Genomic DNA, 22,840 nt, shown 5'->3' on the forward strand with positions numbered 1-22,840 from the left:
TTGCTTTAGTATCTAGTCTCTGTATGTTGTCTTGCCAACCGCAAAATGACAATGAGGACATACTAAATCTTCAGATAACAAAGAATCTATTCAAGAGTTCTATGGAACTAAAAATTCGTTTGCAAAAGAAGCGGTCTATTTTGTAATGACCGACCGTTTTGTTGATGGAGACCCGAGTAATAATCAATTACAACAATGCGGTGATTGGCCTACATTCGATGTGCCACTGACAGGTGATAATGGCCAAACCGCGAATGTTGGTTATTTAGGCGGAGATCTTAAAGGCGTGTTAAATAACGCTCAATACATTAGTGATATGGGATTTACTGCGGTGTGGTTAACGCCCATTTTAGATAATCCCGATCAGGCTTTTGCAGGTGGTGAAGTCATTGAGTTTGGTGGTGCATTTAAGGATGGCGGTAAAACCGGTTATCACGGTTATTGGGCTAATAACTTCTATCAAATTGATGAACACTATCCTTCACAAAATCTTGGGTATAAAGAATACACCCAACAGATGCGCGAGCAATTTGGTTTGAAGTCTGTATTTGATGTTGTAGCTAATCATGGTTCGCCTTCTTTTGATATGCCCATAGATCAAGCTAAATTCGGCGAGTTGTATGATATTGATAGCCAGTTAGTGGCTGATCATCAAAACCTCAAGCCAGAAGACTTGGATAGCAATAATCCTCTGCACGATATGTTTCACCATACACCAGATATTATGCAGCTATCCAACCTAAATGATACTAACCCCGTGTTGCAAGAGTATTTAATAAACTCCTATTTATATTGGATAGAGCAGGGCGCGGATGCATTTCGAATTGACACCATAAAACATGTACCCCATGCTTTTTGGAAATTAATGTCAGACAAAGTTCGCGCCAAACACCCAGACTTTTTCATGTTTGGAGAGAGCTTTAATCATGATGCAAACTTTTTGGCCCAACATACCTTAGCTAAAAATGGTGGTATTAGTGTGTTGGACTTTGTTGGAAAAAATGCACTTGTGGCTACATTTGAAAATCCGCAAAGTGACTATGCTGATTTAACCGACTATCTATATTTAACTCACGGACCCTACGTTAATCCTTATGACCTGACGACTTTCTACGACAACCATGACATGCCTAGGTTAAACGCAACAGACAATGGTTTTATTGATGCCAATAATTGGTTGTTTACTAGCCGTGGCATTCCTGTTGTATATCAAGGCTCGGAAATGGGTTTTATGCGAGGTAAAGCAGAACACCAAGGTAATAGAAATTATTTGGGGCAAAACAACATAGAATTGGCAAAAAGCCATAAAATCCATACAGCCTTGACTAACATTGCCAATGTTCGGAAAAAAATACCCGCATTGCAAAGCGGTCTACAAGTAAATATCGAGTTGGCGGGCAATAAAGCTGCTTTTTATCGGGTTTTAGTTAAGAATGATGTATCGCAAACTGCTTTGGTTTTATTGAATAAAGGTGATCAGGATGCAGAGTTTTTGATTGAAAAATATCTACAAGCAGGAAACTGGGTTAGCCAAATGAGTGATGACCAAGTGAGTATCAACCAGTCAAATGTTCAGTTAAAGGCTAAAGTGGTGGCTCATGGTGTGCAAATTTGGCTACATCAAGGACCAATCTCAAATCAACTGTTGCTTGATGAATTAAAACGCTTAATGGACAACAAATAACTATCGTAGTGCGCCACTAGACTGGCGCACTACCAAATCAACCGGCATCAAGTAGTGGGACACTTCTTCACCACTAATTAATCTGAGTAAATTATCCACTAAAATCTCGCCTGCTAATTTTGTGTTTTGGTGCACAGTGGTTAACGCAGGATTTGCAAAACTAGAAATTGGAATGTTATCGAAACCAGCAATGGCGACATCTTTGGGGATACTCAGGCCTTTTTCTTGTAAACATCGCATGGCCCCTAATGCAATAAGATCACTTGCACAAAATAACGCATCAAACGGTTTACTTGTGTCGAGTAATCTTTGTACTGCTTGATAACCTGATTTTTCGGTAGAAATCGCATCAAACTGCATACTATTATTAACCTCTAACCCAGCATCTTTTAATGCTTGGCAGTGACCTAAATAACGCTCCTTAAATTCTGGGGCTTGACTACCTGCTTCACCAATAAAAGTAAATTTACTGCGCTGCATGTTAAGCATGTGTTGGGTAACATCATAACCACCTTGCATATTGTCACAGCCGATAGATACCCCAGGATGGTCAACATCATGGGCGCCCCATCTAACAAAATGGGTACCTTGTTCTTCCAGTTTTGTCAGTTTGTCTCGGTAGTCGGTATAATCGCCATAACCCAATAAAATAAGGCCGTCAGCTTTGTTGCAATCTTCATATTCAGCATGCCAATCATCGTTTAAGTTTTGAAAAGACACTAATAAATCGTAACCTGCCTTGGTGCTTGCTTTAGTAATACTGCCTAACATAGAAAGGAAAAATGGATTAATAAGGGAGTCGTCTGATGTGGGGTCTTCAAACAACAATAAGGCTAGGGTTAAACTGTGTTGACGGCGTAAATTACTGGCATTTTTATCCACCTTATAATTTAGTTCTGTGGCGATAGCTTGAATTTTGTCCCGCGTTTCTTTATTGACTAATGGACTGTCACGTAGAGCTCTTGAAACTGTTGATTGGGATACACCCGCACGATGCGCTATATCAAAAGAAATGGCTTTATCTCTCATAATTTATGGCTACTAAATTCCTAACGAAAAGTGAAGATGACGAACAATTTCTTTATCTGGCAGTATCTTAGATTGTTTTTTAGTAATTTAACATCGACTTTTTACTTCACTGGCATAAGGTATTTAGGGATCTATTAATTTCTAGCCTAATAAATAGCAAACACACAGGTAAAAATCGTTATCTTGATATTTGATACTGGTATAATATCCAGCTTCATCATTCGCAAGTTTTACCAAGAGGGTACATTAATGGCCGAGACTGACAGTCGTCCGACCAATTTTATTCGTCAAATCATAGATAAAGATATTAACGAAGGTTTACATTCTAAGATCCAGACTCGTTTTCCACCAGAGCCAAATGGTTATCTTCACATTGGCCATGCTAAGTCTATTTGTCTTAATTTCGGTATCGCCCAAGATTACCAAGGCCAATGTAACCTAAGATTTGACGACACTAACCCTGAGAAAGAAGATATAGACTACGTTAACGCTATTCAACAAGATGTTTCTTGGTTGGGTTTTAACTGGGATGGGGAAGTGCGTTATTCATCCAATTACTTTGATCAACTTTATGGGTTTGCCGTTGAATTGATCAATAAGGGTTTGGCGTATGTTGATTTTTCTAGCCAAGAACAGATGCGTGAATTGCGTGGTACTTTAAAAGAAGCAGGAAAAAACAGCCCGTATAGAGATACATCGGCTAGTGAAAATTTAGCTTTATTTGAAAAAATGCGAAATGGCGAATTTAAAGAAGGTGAATGCCTGTTACGCGCCAAAATTGATATGAGTTCCGCTTTTATGTGTATGCGTGACCCTGCTTTATATAGAGTCAGGTTCGCCCATCATCACCAAACGGGTGATAAGTGGTGCATTTATCCGATGTATGATTTTACCCATTGTATTTCTGATGCAATTGAAGGTATTACTCACTCCTTATGTACTTTGGAATTTCAAGATAATAGACGTTTATATGATTGGGTTCTGAGCAATATCACCATTGATTCCACTCCCCATCAATACGAATTTTCAAGGCTGAATCTAGAATATACCGTATTGAGTAAACGGAAATTAATCCAATTAGTCGAAGAAAATCAAGTTAATGGTTGGGACGATCCTCGTATGCCAACTGTTGCTGGATTGCGCCGCCGCGGCTACACATCCGCATCTATACGTGAATTTTGTAAACGTATCGGTGTAACCAAAATGGACAATATGGTTGAAATGTCCATGCTTGAAGCTTGTTTAAGAGAAGAGTTAAATGCTGCTGCTCCTAGGGCGATGGCTGTGCTTGAACCGCTAAAACTAGTAATTGAAAATTATCAGGGCGATGAAGTTGAAAGTTTGACGGCACCAAATCACCCAGCAGATGAGTCAATGGGCAGTAGGCAAGTGCCTTTTAGCAAAGAGATTTTTATCGAGGCTGATGACTTTAGAGAAGAAGCGAACAAGAAGTTTAAACGTTTAGTATTAGGTAAAGAAGTACGCTTAAGAAATGCCTATGTAATAAAAGCAGAACGAGTAGAGAAAGATCCTCAGGGAAATATCACCACTGTTTACTGTAGTTACGATAAAGATACTTTAGGCAAAGATCCTGCCGATGGACGTAAAGTAAAAGGTGTTATTCATTGGGTTTCCGCTACTCATGGCGTCTCAGCTGAAATACGTTTGTACGATAGATTGTTTAAAGTACCTAATCCAGCCGCCGAAGAAGACTTGATTGCTTCTATTAACGAAGAGTCTTTAATCGTTAAACACGGAATAGTTGAACCTAGTCTGGTTGAAACCGAGCTCAGTGTACCTATCCAGTTTGAAAGGACAGGTTACTTTTGCAAAGACAAAGATAGCCAAGGTGAAAAATTAGTGTTTAATCGTTCTGTGAGCCTAAGGGATACTTGGGCGAAAATGGATCAAAGTTAAAGGGTAAACTAAAAGTGTTTTACTAAAAAACCGGACAATTAACATCCGGTTTTTTGTTTTAGCATTTTTATTTAGGCTGTGCTTCAAATGTCTGACCATTCTCTGTGCTTGTATCGTTATCCATTAGGTACAAATAAAGTGGCATTATCTCTTCTGGTGTTTTCAAATTATCTGCATTTTCAGCTGGAAAGGCTTTAGCGCGCATAGCGGTTTTGGTGCCACCAGGATTAATAGAATTACAGCGAATATTACTGTTGTCGAATTCATCAGCCAATATTTGCATCATACCTTGTGTAGCAAATTTAGAGATTGAATAGGGTCCCCAGTAAGCTCTACCTTTTAATCCAACGCTGGATGTGGTGAAAATAACCGAAGATTGAGGGGCTTTTTTTAAAGCGGGCAATAACGCTTGAGTCATTAAAAATTGGCTGGTTACGTTAACTTGAAATACATTTTGCCAATCTTGTTCACTGATTTGTTCAAAAGGGCCTAAATGCCCCAACACACTCGCGTTATGCAACAAGCCATCTAAATAGCCAAACTGATCAGTAATAGTATTGGCCATATCACGATAATGTTTTGCGGTTGCCCCCTTTAAATCTAGAGGGACAATAGCTGGCTCATTTCCACCATTATTAATTATCTCGTCATAAACCTTTTCTAATTTGGCTACTGTTTTGCCGAGTAAAATGACGGTTGCGCCAAATTTTGCATAATGCAAGGCCGCTTGTTTGCCTATACCGTCTCCGGCTCCCGTGACTAAGATGGTTTTTTTGTCTAAATATTGTTTTGAGGGAATGTAAGTGTGCATGATAAACATCTAAAATATTCAATGTTTAAATGGTATCACTGAAATGACGACCTAAGAAAGCCGTAGACCATTTGTAGGCTAATTTTTTTAAATTTGTTTTCCATCTAGCCTTTGCAAACAAGGAGTAAAGTGAATAGTATGGATACGGGTTAACTGGTCACACCATTGAAACAAAATTATTACATGTCTATTACATGCATTTATTAATAAACATAATACCAATGACTTACGACATAAAAACAAAATGAAATAGAGGCAGGATAATGAAAAAAACACTACTTAGTACAGGGATAATCACGCTACTTGGGTTGTCAGCATGTGGAGGTGATTTACCAGGGGATGTAACAGTAACAGATGACACGGAAGTGGTTGTGCTTGAAGAGCCTTTTGTCCGGGTAGTGTTTAATCCGGCCACTGCTGATTTAAATGTGCCTAATGATTTTTTAATGATCCCTAGCGGTAACTTTTTTGATTTCACCCTAAACACAGAAGGGGCTGATGAGTTTGACCCCGCAAATCCACTGCATTCCCTTAGTGCATTGGATGGTTGGTCTGCGCATATGCCTTTTTCAATTCGAGTGTTACTACCAGACAACTTAGATATTGATAGTTCAACAGTCTCAGGCTCATCGATTCGAATTTTTGAAGCAACTCAGGCGTTAGAAGGGACTTCCGAAACTTGTCAAGCTCTCGCCGCTTCGCTTGCGGCTCCTGGTGTACCTTGTGAATTGGGTGAAGAGTTGACTTATGGCGTCGATTTTGTGGCCTCTTATGCAGCTGGCACAGGCGCAATAAATGTTGTACCACTTACGCCTATGAAGTCTTCGCAGGGCCATATGTTAGTCGTCACCGAAGAATTAAAATCTACCGACGGTCGAGCGGTGAAAGGGTCCATCTCATGGGAACTGGCGCGTCAAGATATTACGACTAACGCATTGGGGTCTCCCGACCTTTTACAATTACAGGGCTTAGTTAATACTTTAGTGAATGTACTAGAACCAGCTGGATTGGCTTCAAATGATGTATCTTATGCCGCTTATTTTTCTACTCAATCCACTGATGATTCACTAACCACAGTGAAGCAATTGAATATCGCGTCTTTTGCACAAGCATTTCAGCAAACTTTAGCTAATGGTGCTGATTTAGCAACAGCCAATGCCGTCGCTTCGCAATATTTACCGACCATCAACACTGAACTAACTACAGGAGCAGATTCGGTATTTGAAAACGTCTCTTCTTTTTTACTACCTGCTGACCAGTTATCACAATTAGAAGCTTTTGGACTGGACACTTGTGACGGGCTTATTGCAGCAGTTTCTGATCCAACATCTCCCTTATATGCAACAGCATCAGCTACTTTTGCATCAGTTGGCATGTTTTGTACTTCCACGATTGTTGAAGGTGAGGTAAACCTCCCTTATTACTCTAGTACTACTAATCCTGCCAACGACTGGTGGAGAGCCGCGTGTACTAGTGGAGCAACTTTGCAATCTTTGGGGGGGGATATAATCACTGGATTAATTCAAGCAGGTCAAGTGGGTCCTAACAATGCGAAATGTCAGTTAGCATCAGGAGGAACCTTATTTGATTTAGATTTAACTAGTTTAGGTATGACAGACCCAAGAAATATCACTAAATACAATCCAATTCCTACGTTAAGAGGCCGCCAAGTCGATGATGAAAGCACCCTGTATAATGAGTTAGGCACTGAAGATGTCCGGGTGCAATTTACCATTCCAGACGAATCAGTGATTGCCATGATATCTGCGGCAAGTGGTGGGTTGGTCCCTGCGCTAACTAAACCTGATGGGGGCTGGCCAGTACTGGTGTTTCAACATGGTTTAGGCGGTTCAAAAAGTAATGCTATGCTAATAGCATCTGCATTAGCCATGGCTGGTTACGCTACTGCAGCAATTGATCATCCACTACACGGTGACCGAATCATTACAATTGGTGAAGATGTGTTTGATTTTGCTGGCTACACCTCTTTAGTCGTATTAAATACCAGAGATAATGGTCGTCAAAGTATCGCTGATATTATGGCTTTTAGATTGGCACTTAACAGTATCAATGATTCAACAGGTTTAGTTGATTTAAATACAACTGATGTTCATTTTATGGGCCAGAGTTTAGGTGCCATATTTGGAACAGGTGCAGTTGCGCTAGCTAACAAAAGTTTGGGAGGCGATTTAGCCGCTTTTGATAGTATGTACGAGTTTAAAACGGCCAATATTAATGTACCTACAGGAGGTACCACAGCAGGTTCAATTGATTCAGTTGTTTTTGGTCCAACTATTAAGGGTCAGCTATTAGCAGCAACCTCTTCCGATTTTGTAGCGTTTTTAACGGCCTTTGCAGTAGAAAATGGAATACCTGCAGAAGCAGCGATAAGTCCAGCTTTCTTAGCATTTGAGCAAGTGATTTCTGCTGAGCAAGCTGCAGTAATGAATGCTACTTTTGCTTCTGTCGCTTTCGCCGCGCAAACGGTTACTGATGCTGCTGACCCGATTAGTTATGGCGCTGAATTGACAAGTACTACGCCAACATTAGTGCAGCTGATTGTAGGTGGTGGAACCAATGACGATGGCAGTACAGCGCTGACCGATCAAGTCAACCCAGTTACAACATCGTTGCCTTTAGTTGGAGGACAGCCATTGGCTGATATCATGGGGTTACCTAAAGTATCTTCTACGGCTCAAGGAAGTGGGGTTGTTAGATTTATAGCAGGAAGCCATGGTTCGCTACTCTCTCCAGCACCAAGTGCTGCAACCACTGCAGAAATGCAAAGCCAAGCCGTTTCATTTATTGTTTCAGGCGGTGCTAACATAGTTGTTACGGAAAATTCGCCAGTAGTCGAAAACTAAACAAACTAGTAAAAAAAAGGCCGAGTTAATCACTTGGCTTTTTTTTTGCTTTTTTATCCCCATATCAGGCAAAACAGTTTTTAGGAGTAAACCCGATTGGAATTTTTATACGAATACGGATTATTTATCGCAAAAGCCATAACAATTGTATTGGCTATTCTTTTGGCACTAGGCGGTATCATTGGCTTAGTTAGTAAACAAAAACACGGTAAAGGCCATCTTGAAATATCTTCATTATCAGACAAGTTAGAGGCGATTACTGATTTTGCAAGAAGTGAGTTGTTAGGAAAAGATGAACTTAAACAATTCCACAAAGAACAAAAGAAGGTGTTAAAAGCTAAGAAGAAAGAACAAAAGAATAAAGATAATCAAGAAGCGTCAAAAGGCCAACTTTTTGTAATTGACTTTTCTGGTTCGATGGATGCTCATGAAGTGGATTATCTACGTGAGGAAGTGACTGCAATTTTATGTGTAGCTAAACCAGAAGACGAAGTGTTAGTCAGGCTTGAAAGTGGCGGTGGGGTAGTGCACGGCTATGGTCTTGCAGCATCACAACTACAAAGAATTAAAGACAAAAAGATTAAGCTGACTATATCTGTGGATAAAGTAGCAGCAAGTGGTGGTTATATGATGGCTTGTGTTGCCGACCATGTATTGGCAGCAAAATTTGCGATTATTGGTTCAATTGGTGTGATCGCACAATTACCGAATTTCAATAAGTTATTAAAGAAAAGTAATATAGAGTTTGAACAACATACTGCCGGCGAATTTAAACGCACCTTGACTATGTTCGGTGAAAACAATGACCAAGGCCGTGAAAAGTTTAAAGCTAAACTTGAAGACGTACATCACATGTTTAAAGATTTTGTACAATCTCAAAGACCAGATTTGGACATTGCTAAAGTGGCAACAGGTGAATATTGGTATGGTATTAAAGCTAAGGAATTGGGTTTAGTCGATGAAATCCAAACTTCTGATGATTATATATTGACTGCCAATCAAGATAAGAAAATCTTCACCGTCAAATACAGTATGAAAAAAAGCTTACCTGAAAGATTAGGTTTAGCAGCTAGTATTTCAGTTGAGTCATTATTGATGAAACTTTGGAGCAAAAGTGAAACTACTTTTCGCTAATTAGTAGATTCACAATCTCATAAGGGGGAGGGCGTTAAGCCTTCTTCGTTTAAAACCTATAATAGGCATTGCTAAAACTACATTTTTTGAAACGTCTGCATTAGTTAAAAACTTCCCAACACCGCACAGACAAAGCAAAACTAAAAATCCTCTATCAAAAAATATATATTTTTTATTTCAACTAAATTGTTTGTTTTTATGCTTTGACAAGTATATAAATTCAACGCGCGTTTAATTTTAAAGGCGTGAACATAACCATATACAAGCACTTAAAGGGCTCTAAAATAACCTTTAAGCATTATAAAAAAATTAAGCTGGAAACAACTATGAGAACTTCAATAACTAAATTAGCGAAAAATATTCGTTATGTCATCGCTGCGTCTGCCGCAGCAAGTGTAGTTTCAATTTCACCAGTAGTAGCTCAAGAAGCTGGAACAGATGAAAGTGTAGAAAAAATTGCTGTGGTAGGTAGTCGTGCAGCACCTCGTTCAATAGCTGACTCACCTGTGCCAATTGATATTATAGGTTCGGATGAATTATCTAAATCAGGTAACTCTGATATGTTGGAAATACTAAAAGGTACTGTACCTTCTTTAAATGTACATTCTAACCCTATAAGTGATGCCGCATCGCTAGTTCGTCCAGCTAATTTACGTGGTTTACCTGCAGACAGCACTTTAATCCTTCTAAATGGTAAAAGAAGACATCGTTCATCAGTCATCGCCTTTTTGGGTGGTGGTATAAATGATGGTGCACAAGGCCCTGATATTTCAGTTATTCCAAGTATTGCTATTAAGCAGGTTGAAGTATTAAGAGACGGTGCAGCAGCACAGTATGGTTCAGACGCTATCGCGGGCGTAATGAACTTTGTACTTAAAGATGATTCTGACGGCGGTACGCTAAATGTGCGTCATGGTGAATATTATGAAGGCGATGGTACCTCTACTGAGGTTTCAGGAAACGTGGGGATGCCATTTACTAAAGATGGTTTTGCTAATGTAAGCTTTCAATATAAAAATGCTGATGCCACTAGTCGAAGTGTACAGCGTCCAGATGCTTTAGCTTTCGGTGAAGCTGGTTTGAATGTTGCTGACCCAGCTCAGATTTGGGGTTCACCAGAAATTAACGACGATATCACTATTTTTGGTAATGTTGGTTTGGACTTAGGTGACGATAAAGAGTTTTACATGTTTGGTAACTACTCTGAACGTGATGTGCGTGGTGGCTTTTACTACAGAAACCCTCACACTCGTGGAACAGTATACTCTTTAGATGGCGGTCAGACTTTGCTAGTTGGTGATTTAACTCCGGGTCCTGTAGGCCAAGTAAATACTGGTTTAGGCTTAGGTGATGGTATTGATTGTCCTGTTATTCCAATTACCTCTGCAAATGTTACAACCCAACAAAATTATATTGATGGCGTACAAAATAACGCTAATTGTTTTGCATTTAACGAACTTATCCCTGAAGGCTTTACACCAAACTTTGGTGGTAACATAACTGATACATCTTTCACTATTGGTACTAAAGGCGAGTTTAAAGGCGGTTTTGCTGATGGCGTTTTATATGACTTAAGTGGTTCAGTAGGGCGCAATGAATCTCAATATGTAATATATAATACGCTTAACGCTTCTTTAGGGCCAAATACACCTCGTGATTTTAAACCTGGTAAGTATATTCAACTTGAGAAAAACTTTAATTTTGATTTAGTTAAATTAGTTGATATGGGGTTAAACGACCTAGTTAATGTAGCCGGTGGTTTAGAATGGCATGAAGAATCATATGAAGTTATTGCTGGTGATGTTGCTTCTTATACAGCTGGTCCTTTAACGTCTCAAGGTTTTGGTATTGGTTCAAATGGTTTTCCAGGCTTCAAGCCTAACGATGCCGGAGTGTCAACTCGAAGAAACTATGCTGCTTATGTAGATGTTGAAGCACAAGTGACTGAAGCTCTATTATTGGGTGGTGCTTTACGTTTTGAAGATTATGATAGTTTTGGATCAACCACTAATTACAAAATATCTGCTCAATTCCATTTAACTGATGAATTGTCATTACGTAGTTCAATCAGTTCTGGTTTCCGAGCTCCTACTGTTGGTCAAGCTAACGTAAGTAACGTACAAACTAACTTAAGTGGTGGTGTTTTAGTTGATTCAGCTCTTTTAGCGCCAACTAATCCTATTGCTATTCAATTAGGTGGTACTGAATTACAACCTGAAGAATCTGATAGTTATACTTTAGGTGGTGTTTACCAAAGCGGCGATTTCTTTATGACAGTTGATTACTATCATATTGAAGTATCAGATCGCCTTAGCCAATCTGACAAAATTAACTTAACTGCAGAAGATAAAGATGCACTTAGGTCAATTGAGCCGAATATTGATAGCTTCCAACAAGTAAGCTTTTTCACTAATGACTTTAATACTACGACTCAGGGGATTGATATAGTTGCTAACTATACAGCTGACCTTTTCGATGGCGATTCAACCTTTAGTTTGGCGTACAACTGGAATGATACGGAAGTAACTAAATTTTCTGATATCACCGGCGCTTTTAAGGTTAAACGCTTAGAAGAAGATTTGCCTAACCATAGAGCTACGTTTACCTGGGCACAATCTTGGGAAGATGTTTCAATGTTTACGCGAGTAAACTACTACGGTGAGTATCAAGGTGTTCATGTTGACTATGACGCAACGGCAATTACTGCAGGTGCGGCTATGACTGTTGATTTGGAAGTAAGTTATATGGTTAGTGACGCAATTACATTAAGTGTTGGCGCACAAAACTTGTTCGATCAGGAAGCTGAAAGAATTAACATTCCTTCTTCACAAGGTATTCCTAATAACAACTGGGGAGGTGTATATTATGAAACATCACCTATGGGCTTTAATGGTGGTCTGTATTACGTAAATGCAAGCTACAACTTCTAAAAATGATAGCCTTACCTAATTGGTAAGGCTTTTTTTTGCATTTTATTACTATTGTTAAATTGATGAGATTATCAAAACTACAACAAGCAGCTGAGTTTTTTAACATGAATGATTTAGTACAAGCTGAACGTTTATATAAAGAAACAATTTTGAGTAAGCCTGAATGTGGTGAAGCGTTCTTGGGGATGGGAAGAATCGCTTTAAAAGTTGAACAATTTGACAAAGCCGTTACCTTCTTAAGAAAAAGCTGCGAGTTATTGCCTAATGAAGCATCACCTTTAATTTATTTATCGGAAGCCTTTAACGGGATTAATTTTGAAGCTGATGGATTAACCGCATTGGAGTATGCAAAACATCAGTTACCAAACAATCCATATGTACATTATCATTTAGGCCTACAATACATTTTGTTTGGCTACTTAGATAAAGCTGAACAATCATTTAGCACTGTTATTAAATTCACCCAAGACACCCTAGCGTCATATGCACTCCAAGAATTGACGCGGCTGAATGGTAATCCAAAACAATATTTTACGTTACTTGAGGAACGTTTAAAACAAGCGGTTCCAGATTCTCAAGAGTCAATCGTACTTCTGTATGCATTTGGCAATGTATTGGACAGTGTGAAAAATTACTCGTTAGCTTGGGAGTATTTTGAGCAGGCCAACTTGTCACAAGCAAAGCAAAACCAATTTCAAACTAGCGAATTGAATTACTTTTTTCAAGACATAAAAATAACTGCAAATGCGAATGTATTGTCAGTCCAAAGGGAGCTAAAAGAAGATAATTCTTTACAAGAAATTATACCTATCTTCATACTTGGTTTACCTCGTACAGGCTCGACTTTACTTGAACAACTATTGACTGATCATCAAGATATATCATCCGCTGGAGAAGTGCCTTATTTAAGTCGTGATGTGGTTAACTACCTATTTTCACAAACCAATTTACAATACCCTTACGTAATGGCTGAGGTTTCCAAACAACAGATGGCCATAGCGGCACAAGTTTATCTCGATAAAATGTCGATACATTCAAAAGGGAATCAATATGTGATTGATAAGTTACCCGCTAACTTTCAATCAATTGGTTTGATTTATAAATTGTTTCCTAATGCTAAAGTCTTGCATATTACTCGAGATTTACCTGACATAGCATTATCTATTTATCGAAATAATTTTTCCCAGAATGAACCTTATTTCAGTTCGCTTGACGAGTTTAAACAGTACCACAATTTGTATACTGATCTGATGCTATATTGGAAGGTTCAATTACCTAAGTTTATTTATGAAGTCAGTTATGAAGAACTGGTTTTAGATAAAACCAAGATAATCAACGATATTTATGAATGTTTTGGTTTACCAAATCAATTGGAACAACCAAAAGTGAAAGACAAAATAGTTAAAACATTAAGTAATATTCAAGTTCGTCGACCAATCAATACAAAAAGCATTAAAAGTTGGCATAATTATGCAGATAAATTACGCCTTTTTACAGGAAGTGCATATGGGGATTAATGTACTGCAAGAAATTTTTAAACTGACTGGATATTATGATTAATAAATCGACATTAGAACATACATATCTTAAGTGTCGCTCGCAACTCGTGCGGGTGATTGGCGGTATCGTGCGTAGTGATGATATTGAAGATATTGTACAAGAGACCTTCGTTAAAAGTTATGAGGCTGAACTCAAGCATGAAATAACCTACGAGCGAACTTATATGTTAACGACTGCTAGAAACCTTGCACTTAACCACGTTGCAAAGGCTAGTGAAAGAAAAAACCAGTCCCTTGATGAAATGCAGAATTTACCTAATGACTTAACCAGTAAAAGTTTGGAAAGTCAGGTTCAAAGCAAAGAACGATTTTTACATTTTTGCCGCGCCACAGATACGTTGTCGGTTGAGGTGAAAAGGGTTTTTCTATTAAAGAAAGTTTATGGAATGAGCCAGAAAGATATCGCAGAACATATTGGATTAAGCCAAAGCACGGTTGAAAAACATGTGGCTAAAGGGTTGCTTCAGTGTTCGATTTATATGCAGCAATTGGCCAATACGGACAACAAAGCAAGTCCAGCAAATGAAAAACGCCAAGGAAGCAAATGAATAACGTGCAAAAATTTAGTAGTAAACAAGATATTCATCAGCAAGCTTGTGAATGGATTAGTCGTTTTGATCGAGGGCTAAGCCAAACTGAAGAGCAGGGGTTCTCTGATTGGGTAAATATCAGTAATACTCATAGACAGTGCCTATTTGACGTCGCCCAAACATGGGACGAGTTAAGTGTATTACATGAATTGAGCGCTTTGTTTCCATTACGAGATAATCATTTAGAGAAAACTAATAGGTTGTCCATTAGAAAAACCATGGCCATTGCGGCAAGTTTTATTTTTATTAGCTGTTTGGTATGGCTGAGCACCCCGAACATGTCTTCAATAGGTGAATCCCCACTGTTGGTGCTTGATGCTGAAACATCAATAGGCGAACAACGGGTAGTATCATTATCAGATGGTTCAGTAATACATCTAAATACTGATAGTTTAATCTCAGTTGATTTCTCTGACACGCGAAGAGATATTCATTTGCTTCGCGGGGAAGCACATTTTGAAGTAGCCCACGACGAACAACGACCTTTCATAGTCAAAGCTGCAGGTAATACTGTAACTGCTGTTGGAACCGCTTTTAATGTCCAAATTAACAATGCTCAGCAATTTGAATTATTAGTAACCGATGGAAAAGTATTAGTCGCAAATAAATTACCCCCTATTAACAATAGCGATGATTCAGCCTTAACACATCCTCTTGACGGTTTGGGTGAATTGATGATTGCAGGTCAAAAAGCGCTAGTTGGACAGCAAACGCTGCAACATTTAACGTTGTCGGATGAACAAGTTAAAAATGATTTAGCATGGCAACAAGGAATGTTGGTATTTCATGGAGAACCTTTGGCAGAAGCCTTACTAGAGATAGGCCGGTATACATCTATTAATTTTTCATTAGCAGATGACAAAGTAAAAAACAGAAGAGTCGCAGGGTATTTTAAAGCAGGTGATATACAAGGGTTATTGTTTGCACTTGAAAACAACTTCAACATTGTTTACTCAAAACAGGATGAAAAAACGATAGTATTATCATCGGGTATATAGGGATTTGATGTATTGTTTATTTAGAGGGTATTAGCCTCAAATGAACATTTTCGAATAGAAACCGACGTGCTAGACTGCTTAACCATATTGTTTTCAGTTAAATTTCTGTTATATGCGCGTACTTGTAGTATTTATAATATTTATTTCTTGTCAGGTAACTGCCAAGAATAAATATCATTTTAATATCCCATCTCAAGCAGCAGACAAAGCGCTAATTTTGTTTGCACAACAAGCTGACACTACTTTATTGTTTCCCATTGAACTAGCAGAAAAAGAAGTCGTTAATAGTTTAGATGGACATTACACAATAGAATTAGGCTTAGTAAAATTGCTAGAAGGCACTGGACTCTATCCAGTTAGAAGTGAAAATGGACTGAGTGTTAAAGCAATTGTTCAAGTAGATAACACTGAAAAAAATAACATAGTAACTATACATAATGCTGAAAACTTTTTTTCTTCGAATGAGATAGAAAAAATTGCAGTGGTAGGAACAAGATCTGCACCACGTTCAGTTACTGATTCACCCGTCCCCTTAGACATCATTGGTGTTAATGAATTTACCCGCCAAGGCTCTACAGATATTGTCTCTATGCTGGCTACTTTGGTGCCATCTTTTAACGTCAACGACCAACCTATCAACGATGCTTCTAGTTTAGTACGACCTGCAAACCTTAGAGGAATGGCATCTGACCATACATTAATTTTAATAAACGGCAAAAGGCGACATAGATCTGCTGCTATTACCTTTTTAGGGGGCGGGTTATCAGATGGCGCACAAGGTGTTGATATATCAAATATCCCGGCTTCTTCATTACAACAAATTGAAGTGCTGCGTGATGGTGCTGCAGCACAATACGGTTCTGATGCAATTGCAGGAGTGATTAATTTCGTACTTAATGACAATGATGCGGGTGGGACCTTCGATGTTAGAGCGGGGCAATACGCACAAGGAGATGGAGAATTACTGCAACTTCAAGGAAACCTTGGTTTTACATTAGGACCCAATGGCTTCATTAATATAAGTACTGAATATAAACAGCAAGCATCGACCAACAGAAGTGTACAACGAGATGATGCTTTAGAGTTGATAGAAGCTGGTAATGAGTTTGTTCAAAGTCCTGCGCAAATTTGGGGCAGCCCTAGAATAGACTATGATCTCAAATTTTTAGTCAATATGGGTTATGACTTAGATTCTAGTAATGAATTTTATTCATTTAGTAATTTAGCTCAACGAAAAGTATTGGGAGGATTCTATTTTCGTAATCCCCAAACTCGAGATGGGGTGTTTGAAGGACTGCCCAATGAACAGGGGATTCCCACGTTATTAGTTGCAGATCTAGATGGGGTTGAGCAGGGTATCAGTTGTCCAAAAGTATTAATAACGGATGCAAACATATTGGATGACCAAGACTATTTGCTGATTGCGGATGATTCAACCTCATTAGGACAAAATTGTTTTTCGTTTAATGAAATATTACCTGGAGGATTTACCCCCCAATTTGGCGGGACTATAAGTGATATATCATGGGTGTTAGGTCTTAAGGGAAAGTCGTCAACTGAGTGGGAGTATGATCTAAGCGCTGGATTAGGGTATTCAGAGATCGATTATCAAATTAGTCAAACAGTTAATCCATCTTTAGGACCAAACACACCTTTTTCCTTTGATCCTGGACTTGCTAGTCAACTAGAAAAAAATATTAATCTAGATTTATTTAAACAATTTAACATAGATAAAAAGTATCAAATTAATTTTGCCACAGGATTTGAGTGGAGGAGGGAGAGTTACCGACAAAAAATGGGAGATTTAGCCTCTTATGTTGTAGGGGATTTTGCCTTTGATCCAAATACTGGGGTGTCCCAAGGTTTTGCTGTAGGCTCCAATGGTTTTCATGGTTATAACTCTCAGTCTGCAGGAAAATGGTCTAGAGGAAATTGGGCTGTTTACACTGATTTTGAAGTACACATGAGTGATGCATTTTTATTTGGTATGGCTGCTAGGTATGAAGATTTTACTGATTTTGGCGCGAATTTTGACGGTAAAGTCTCTGCTCGAATGATTTTGAATGAGTCGCTAACGTTGCGAGGTTCGGTTAGTACTGGGTTTAAAGCCCCAACCGTAGGGCAAAGTAATGTGGTTAACGTAACCACTGCTTTTTCACCGGGTGGTTTAGAAGATCAAGCGACATTAGCTCCTACTAATCCGATATCCATTCAACTTGGCGCTACACCTCTTAGTCCTGAAGAGTCAATTAACATAAGTTTTGGCATGGTAGGCGAGATAGCGAAACAATTTTATTTTACTTTAGATTACTTCAATATAGAGCTACATGACCGGATTAGTACCACGTCAGCATTACATTTAAGCCAAGATGATATCAACACCTTAGTGTCGGAAGGCATTACAGAGGCTTCCAGTTATGGAAGTGCCAAGTTTTTTACTAATGATTTCGATACAACCACTCAAGGAATAGATGCAGTGGTGAATTATGAAACCTATTTGTTTAATATCCCAAGCCGCTTTATGTTTACTTATAACTGGACCGATACCAAAGTAGACCGAGTTACTTTGTACTCTAGAATGAAGGCTGACGGCACAACATATCTTGAGTCAAACCTTACCCCACAACGTATTCAAATGATTGAGGATAACTTACCTGCCCACAGAGGGAGTGTTTCAGTGGTTCAAGCGTATAACAATCTAAGCAGTAATATTCGGCTGAATTTTTACGCTGGTTTTTACGAAGATCATTTAGATGCCGCTGCAGGTTTAAATATTTATACAGGATCGGAAGTAACTCTAGATCTAGACATTAGTTATCAGCTCAATGCTAACTTTAAGCTATCGGCCGGTGCAAAAAATCTATTTGATAATCGTCCAGACAGAAACCCCTATAGTGGAAATGCCGGGGCGTTATACGCTGCTACTTCGCCTTTAGGGATTAATGGAGGATTATACTATTTAAGAGCGCTTTATGAGTTTTAAGGCCGGTACTCATCATCCTTGATGAGTACAACTTTTAAGGTCTAGACTACTAGTTAATCCTAGAAACCGCAGGTTCTACCTTGGTTTTGTTCATCTAACCAGTCTTTTAATGGGGCGAAGTAATCTAGTATTGCGCTGGCGTCCATTTCTCCATTACCTGTTAAAGTAGTTAACGCTTCTTGCCACGTTTTGCTTTGACCCATTTCTAACATGTTGTTTAAAGCTTCACCTGCTTTTTTGCTACCATAAATTGAACAGCGGTGTATGGGATCAGTGTTTCCAGAAATATCACACAAAGTTTTATGGAATTGAAACTGTAAAATATGTGCTAAAAAGTAGCGTGTATAAGGCGTATTAGCCGGAACATGGTATTTAGCACCTGGATCAAATGCATCTGATGAACGGACAACCGGTGCCATAACGCCTTGGTATTTTTCTCTTAGTTCCCACCAAGCTTTATTATAATCAGCGGGTTTTACTTCCCCTGAAAATACTTTCCAACGCCACTGATCTACCATTAAACCAAAAGGCACAAATGCTATTTTGTCTAGTGCTAACTTAAGTAACATTCCGATATCGTTTGAAGCATCTGGAATACTGTCAACTAAACCAATTTCTTTTAGGTATTTAGGGGTGATGGAAAGCGCCACTGTATCACCGATAGCTTCATGAAACCCATCATTGGCTGAGTTTTTATATAGAAGAGGCTGGTTTTTGTAGGCGCGTTGATAATAGTTATGTCCTAATTCGTGGTGTATAACCGCAAACTCTTCACCTGTTTTTTGGATACACATCTTAATACGTAGGTCATCTTTATTATCTAAGTCCCAAGCAGAGGCATGGCATACTACATCTCGACCTTCAGGTTTTACAAACTGAGAACGCTCCCAGAAAGAATCGGGGAGAGGTTCAAATCCTAAAGAGGAAAAGAACGACTCAGCCTGCTTGACCATTTTAATTTCATCATAATTATGATCGGCCAATGCTTGTGTGACATCAATAACCTCTAGTTCTTGTTTAGGTTTGACTATATCGTAAATATTACCCCAGGACTGAGCCCACATATTTCCCAACAAATGTGCTGGAATGGGTTGGTCTTGTGGTACTTTATCTGTGCCGTATTCGTTACCTAACTCGGCTCTTACGTGGCAATGTAACGCATCGTAAAAGGGTTTAACTTGGCCCCATAATCTATCTAACTCAACGGCAAAATCGTCTGCAGGCATATCATAACTACCGCGCCATAAATCACTGATATCAGTAAATCCTAACTCTCTGGCGCCTTCATTGGCGAGCTCTACTTCTTCTTCATACAATGCTTTCATGGGAGGCGATACTTGGCGCCAACCTTGCCACATTTCTAGTAGTAGAGCTTCATCACGGCTAGCAGACATAACACTGCTCATGTCAGTTAATCCCATGCAGTCATTCTCTGTTTTACAGTATTTCCCACTGCCGTACATGCCTTCTAAGTCGGAAGTGATTTGCGACAAACGAGCTGATTTTTCAGGGTTGGCGGGGGCAGGTAAGACCAAGCTGTTACGCATTAGATCTAATTTTCTGCGAGTGTCTGGGTCTACTTCGACATTATTAAAGTCAGCGGCTTGTTTAGCCAAACTAGAGGATAGACTGCTCACCTTCTCAGATAAATAGGCAGATAGCGCAGCGGTATCTTGATTGATATTAGTCTGATAAACCCAAGACGCTGTTGCTGATGGAAAGCTAATTTTTTCTAACTCTAATTGGGCATTATCAACAAATTGCTTGGCATCATCACTACTAAGCATAGGTTTGCTCGCAGTTTTACCTGAACTAGAGTCTTGGTTACAGGAAAGTAAAGCAACAGAGACGGCTAACATCACTGCGCTCAAAGAATATTTATTCAACATGACGTACTCTTTGAATTGTCGTTACTGGATGATGTTAATTTACCGTAAAAAGGGCGGGGTTAAACGATAACCAGCAAAATAACATATAAAATCCCATTGTCTATTTACTAGTAGGATGAATATCACCTTTTTAAAGTGTATGCAGTAGTTTCATTCCATTATTGTTGACTTTCTATATGAATTGGCAACGCCCAGTTTTCAAATCCCATCTACTATTAACATTCTTATTACAATAAACAAACAAACCTAGTATTAAGGTTTGTGTAAGTCATAGGTTGGTAAATGAAAGATAGAAATCATTTAGCGAATATTGGGTTGACTCATCACGTTAAGGTTATTGAAAATGGCCTGATTGATATTCCAATGTTGCAAGTCTTACAACCAGACGGTACAGCGCATAAACAAGCAGAGTTGCCTGACGTTAACGAACAATTGGCTTCGAAAATATTGCACACAATGCAATACGTTAGGCTATTAGATGAACGTATGGTTGCCGCCCAACGACAAGGTAGAATAAGTTTCTATCTTGCTTGTACTGGAGAAGAAGCTTCAACTGTTGCCAGTGCAGCAGCGCTTGAACCGCAAGACATGATTATGTCGCAATATCGTGAACAAGGTGCGTTGGCTTATCGAGGGTTTTCCAGTAAGGAATTTATGGATCAAATGTTCAGTAATCAAAATGAGCTGAATAAAGGAAGGCAAATGCCTATCCATTATGGGTCTAAAGCGCTTAATTTTATGACTATCTCTTCTCCATTGGGTACACAAATCCCCCAAGCTAGTGGTTATGCCTATGGTCAAAAGATGGCTGGTTTAGATGCTGTCACTATTTGTTATTTTGGTGAAGGTGCAGCGTCAGAAGGTGATTTTCACGCTGGACTTAACATGGCTGCGGTACTTAATTGTCCAGCCATATTCTTTTGCCGAAATAATGGCTATGCCATTTCAACGCCATCAGAAGAACAATTTGCTGGTGACGGCATTGCATCTAGAGGCATAGGATATGGTGTGCGCACTATTCGAGTCGACGGCAATGATGTATTAGCTGTTTATGCCGCCACACAGCAAGCTAGAGAGATTGCTCTGAAACATCAATGCCCAGTGCTTATTGAGGCAATGACCTACAGACTTGCTGCACACTCTACGTCAGACGATCCTACTGGCTACCGTTCAAAGGATGAAGAAGAGCGTTGGCGTTTAAAAGATCCTGTGGTGCGATTTAAAGCTTGGATGCAAAGTAAAGGTTGGGTAGATGAAAAACTAAACTTAACTTTTATAGAAGAAACCAGACAAGAGGTATTAAAAGCCCTTAAACTTGCTGAACAAGTACCAATATGCCCAATTGAACAAATTATTGAAGATGTTTACGACACACCACCATGGCACTTAAAGGCACAGTTAGCTGAGTTAAAAACACACATTGATATGTATCCTGATGCATATCCGAAAACATCAGGGAGGGGATAACATGGCTACTATGAATATGTTGCAAGCAGTGAATAATGCATTGATCACTGCCATGAGTGACGATGAAAAAGTCATGGTGTTTGGTGAGGATGTCGGCCATTTTGGTGGTGTATTTAGGGCAACGAGTAACCTTCAACAAAAATTTGGTAAAGGTCGTTGTTTTAATACTCCATTAACCGAGCAAGGAATAATTGGTTTTGCTACAGGGCTTGCATCACAAGGCTCTGTGCCTATTGCTGAAATTCAATTTGCTGATTATATTTTTCCTGCTTTTGATCAAATAGTGAATGAAACGGCTAAGTTCCGTTATCGTTCTGGCGGCCAGTTTTCATGTGGCACACTGACTATTCGTACTCCCTATGGTGGCGGTATAGCCGGTGGTCATTATCACTCTCAATCACCTGAAGCGTTTTTTGCCCACATACCCGGCATGAAAGTGGTTATTCCGCGTAATCCTTATCAAGCAAAAGGGCTGTTATTAGCGTCTATTCGAGATGATAACCCTGTTCTATTTATGGAGCCGAAACGTTTGTATCGTGCTTCAGTAGGGGAAGTGCCAGAAGATGATTATCAATTACCTCTTGGAAAAGCGGATGTTGTCAAAACAGGTTCAGATATCTCATTATTAGCTTGGGGTGCACAAGTAGAAATAATTGAAAAGGCTGCTGCTATGGCAGAAGCAGAGGGCATTTCTTGCGAGATAATCGATTTACAGAGCATTTTACCTTGGGATGTTGAAACGGTATGTAGCTCAGTTGAGAAAACTGGCCGACTACTAATCAATCACGAAGCACCACTGACCGCTGGTTTTGCTAGTGAAATTACAGCCAGTGTCCAAGAGAAGTGTTTTCTTCACCTCGAATCACCTATTTGCCGCGTATGTGGTTTAGATACCCCATATCCGTTGGCCCATGAGAAAGAATATATGCCAGATCATCTTAAAACCTTCGAAGCGATTAAACGCACCGTTAACTTTTAATTCAAT

The 22,840-nt window shown here is 39.2% G+C and carries 14 protein-coding genes; 11 read left to right on the forward strand and 3 right to left on the reverse strand.

All coding sequences use genetic code 11. The features are described from left to right. Nucleotides 1–145 precede the first annotated feature (145 nt). A complete protein-coding gene (locus QZ488_RS01825; RefSeq protein ID WP_293745925.1) occupies nucleotides 146–1,684 on the forward strand; it encodes an alpha-amylase family glycosyl hydrolase in 1,539 nt (512 codons plus the stop codon). Here QZ488_RS01825 and QZ488_RS01830 read toward each other — a convergent pair whose 3' ends face one another. Continuing rightward, a complete protein-coding gene (locus QZ488_RS01830; protein ID WP_293745926.1) occupies nucleotides 1,685–2,713 on the reverse strand; it encodes a LacI family DNA-binding transcriptional regulator in 1,029 nt (342 codons plus the stop codon). Nucleotides 2,714–2,962: 249 nt separating this feature from the next. On the opposite strand from QZ488_RS01830, the gene glnS reads away from it, so the two are divergent. Beyond that, nucleotides 2,963–4,630, forward strand: a complete 1,668-nt coding sequence (gene glnS / locus QZ488_RS01835; protein ID WP_293745927.1) for a glutamine--tRNA ligase — start codon at nucleotides 2,963–2,965, stop codon at nucleotides 4,628–4,630. 67 nt (nucleotides 4,631–4,697) lie between these two features. Here glnS and QZ488_RS01840 read toward each other — a convergent pair whose 3' ends face one another. Continuing rightward, nucleotides 4,698–5,441, reverse strand: coding sequence for a YciK family oxidoreductase (locus tag QZ488_RS01840; protein WP_293745928.1), 744 nt, complete (start codon nucleotides 5,439–5,441; stop codon nucleotides 4,698–4,700). 263 nt (nucleotides 5,442–5,704) lie between these two features. On the opposite strand from QZ488_RS01840, the gene QZ488_RS01845 reads away from it, so the two are divergent. From QZ488_RS01845 to QZ488_RS01875, 7 genes are all read left to right on the forward strand, one after another. Further along, nucleotides 5,705–8,305, forward strand: a complete 2,601-nt coding sequence (locus QZ488_RS01845; RefSeq protein WP_293745929.1) for a VolA/Pla-1 family phospholipase — start codon at nucleotides 5,705–5,707, stop codon at nucleotides 8,303–8,305. Nucleotides 8,306–8,401: 96 nt separating this feature from the next. Beyond that, nucleotides 8,402–9,439, forward strand: coding sequence for a protease SohB (gene sohB, locus QZ488_RS01850; RefSeq protein ID WP_293745930.1), 1,038 nt, complete (start codon nucleotides 8,402–8,404; stop codon nucleotides 9,437–9,439). A 326-nt stretch (nucleotides 9,440–9,765) separates the two neighbouring features. Next, nucleotides 9,766–12,369, forward strand: coding sequence for a TonB-dependent receptor (locus QZ488_RS01855; protein ID WP_293745931.1), 2,604 nt, complete (start codon nucleotides 9,766–9,768; stop codon nucleotides 12,367–12,369). A 62-nt stretch (nucleotides 12,370–12,431) separates the two neighbouring features. Beyond that, entirely contained in the window at nucleotides 12,432–13,886 is a 1,455-nt protein-coding gene (locus tag QZ488_RS01860; RefSeq protein ID WP_293745932.1) for a tetratricopeptide repeat-containing sulfotransferase family protein, read from the forward strand. A gap of 35 nt (nucleotides 13,887–13,921) precedes the next feature. Next, entirely contained in the window at nucleotides 13,922–14,476 is a 555-nt protein-coding gene (locus QZ488_RS01865) for an RNA polymerase sigma factor (RefSeq protein WP_293745933.1), read from the forward strand. Further along, entirely contained in the window at nucleotides 14,473–15,516 is a 1,044-nt protein-coding gene (locus tag QZ488_RS01870; protein WP_293745934.1) for a FecR domain-containing protein, read from the forward strand. Before QZ488_RS01865 ends, QZ488_RS01870 begins: the two co-directional genes overlap by 4 nt. Before the next feature lie 217 nt (nucleotides 15,517–15,733). Beyond that, nucleotides 15,734–18,499: a TonB-dependent receptor gene (locus QZ488_RS01875; protein WP_293745935.1), complete on the forward strand. Its 2,766-nt coding sequence runs from the start codon at nucleotides 15,734–15,736 to the stop codon at nucleotides 18,497–18,499. 59 nt (nucleotides 18,500–18,558) lie between these two features. On the opposite strand, the gene QZ488_RS01880 is transcribed toward QZ488_RS01875, so the two are convergent. Further along, nucleotides 18,559–20,388, reverse strand: coding sequence for a M2 family metallopeptidase (locus QZ488_RS01880; RefSeq protein WP_293745936.1), 1,830 nt, complete (start codon nucleotides 20,386–20,388; stop codon nucleotides 18,559–18,561). A 282-nt stretch (nucleotides 20,389–20,670) separates the two neighbouring features. Here QZ488_RS01880 and QZ488_RS01885 point away from each other — a divergent pair, with 282 nt between their 5' ends. Beyond that, nucleotides 20,671–21,855 (forward strand): thiamine pyrophosphate-dependent dehydrogenase E1 component subunit alpha, encoded by a 1,185-nt coding sequence (locus QZ488_RS01885; RefSeq protein WP_293745937.1) that lies wholly within the window; start codon nucleotides 20,671–20,673, stop codon nucleotides 21,853–21,855. A gap of 1 nt (nucleotide 21,856) precedes the next feature. Continuing rightward, nucleotides 21,857–22,834 (forward strand): transketolase C-terminal domain-containing protein, encoded by a 978-nt coding sequence (locus QZ488_RS01890; protein ID WP_293745938.1) that lies wholly within the window; start codon nucleotides 21,857–21,859, stop codon nucleotides 22,832–22,834. The last annotated feature ends 6 nt before the right edge of the window (nucleotides 22,835–22,840 follow it).

This window comes from uncultured Paraglaciecola sp. (assembly GCF_913020055.1).
GTDB lineage: Bacteria > Pseudomonadota > Gammaproteobacteria > Enterobacterales > Alteromonadaceae > Paraglaciecola.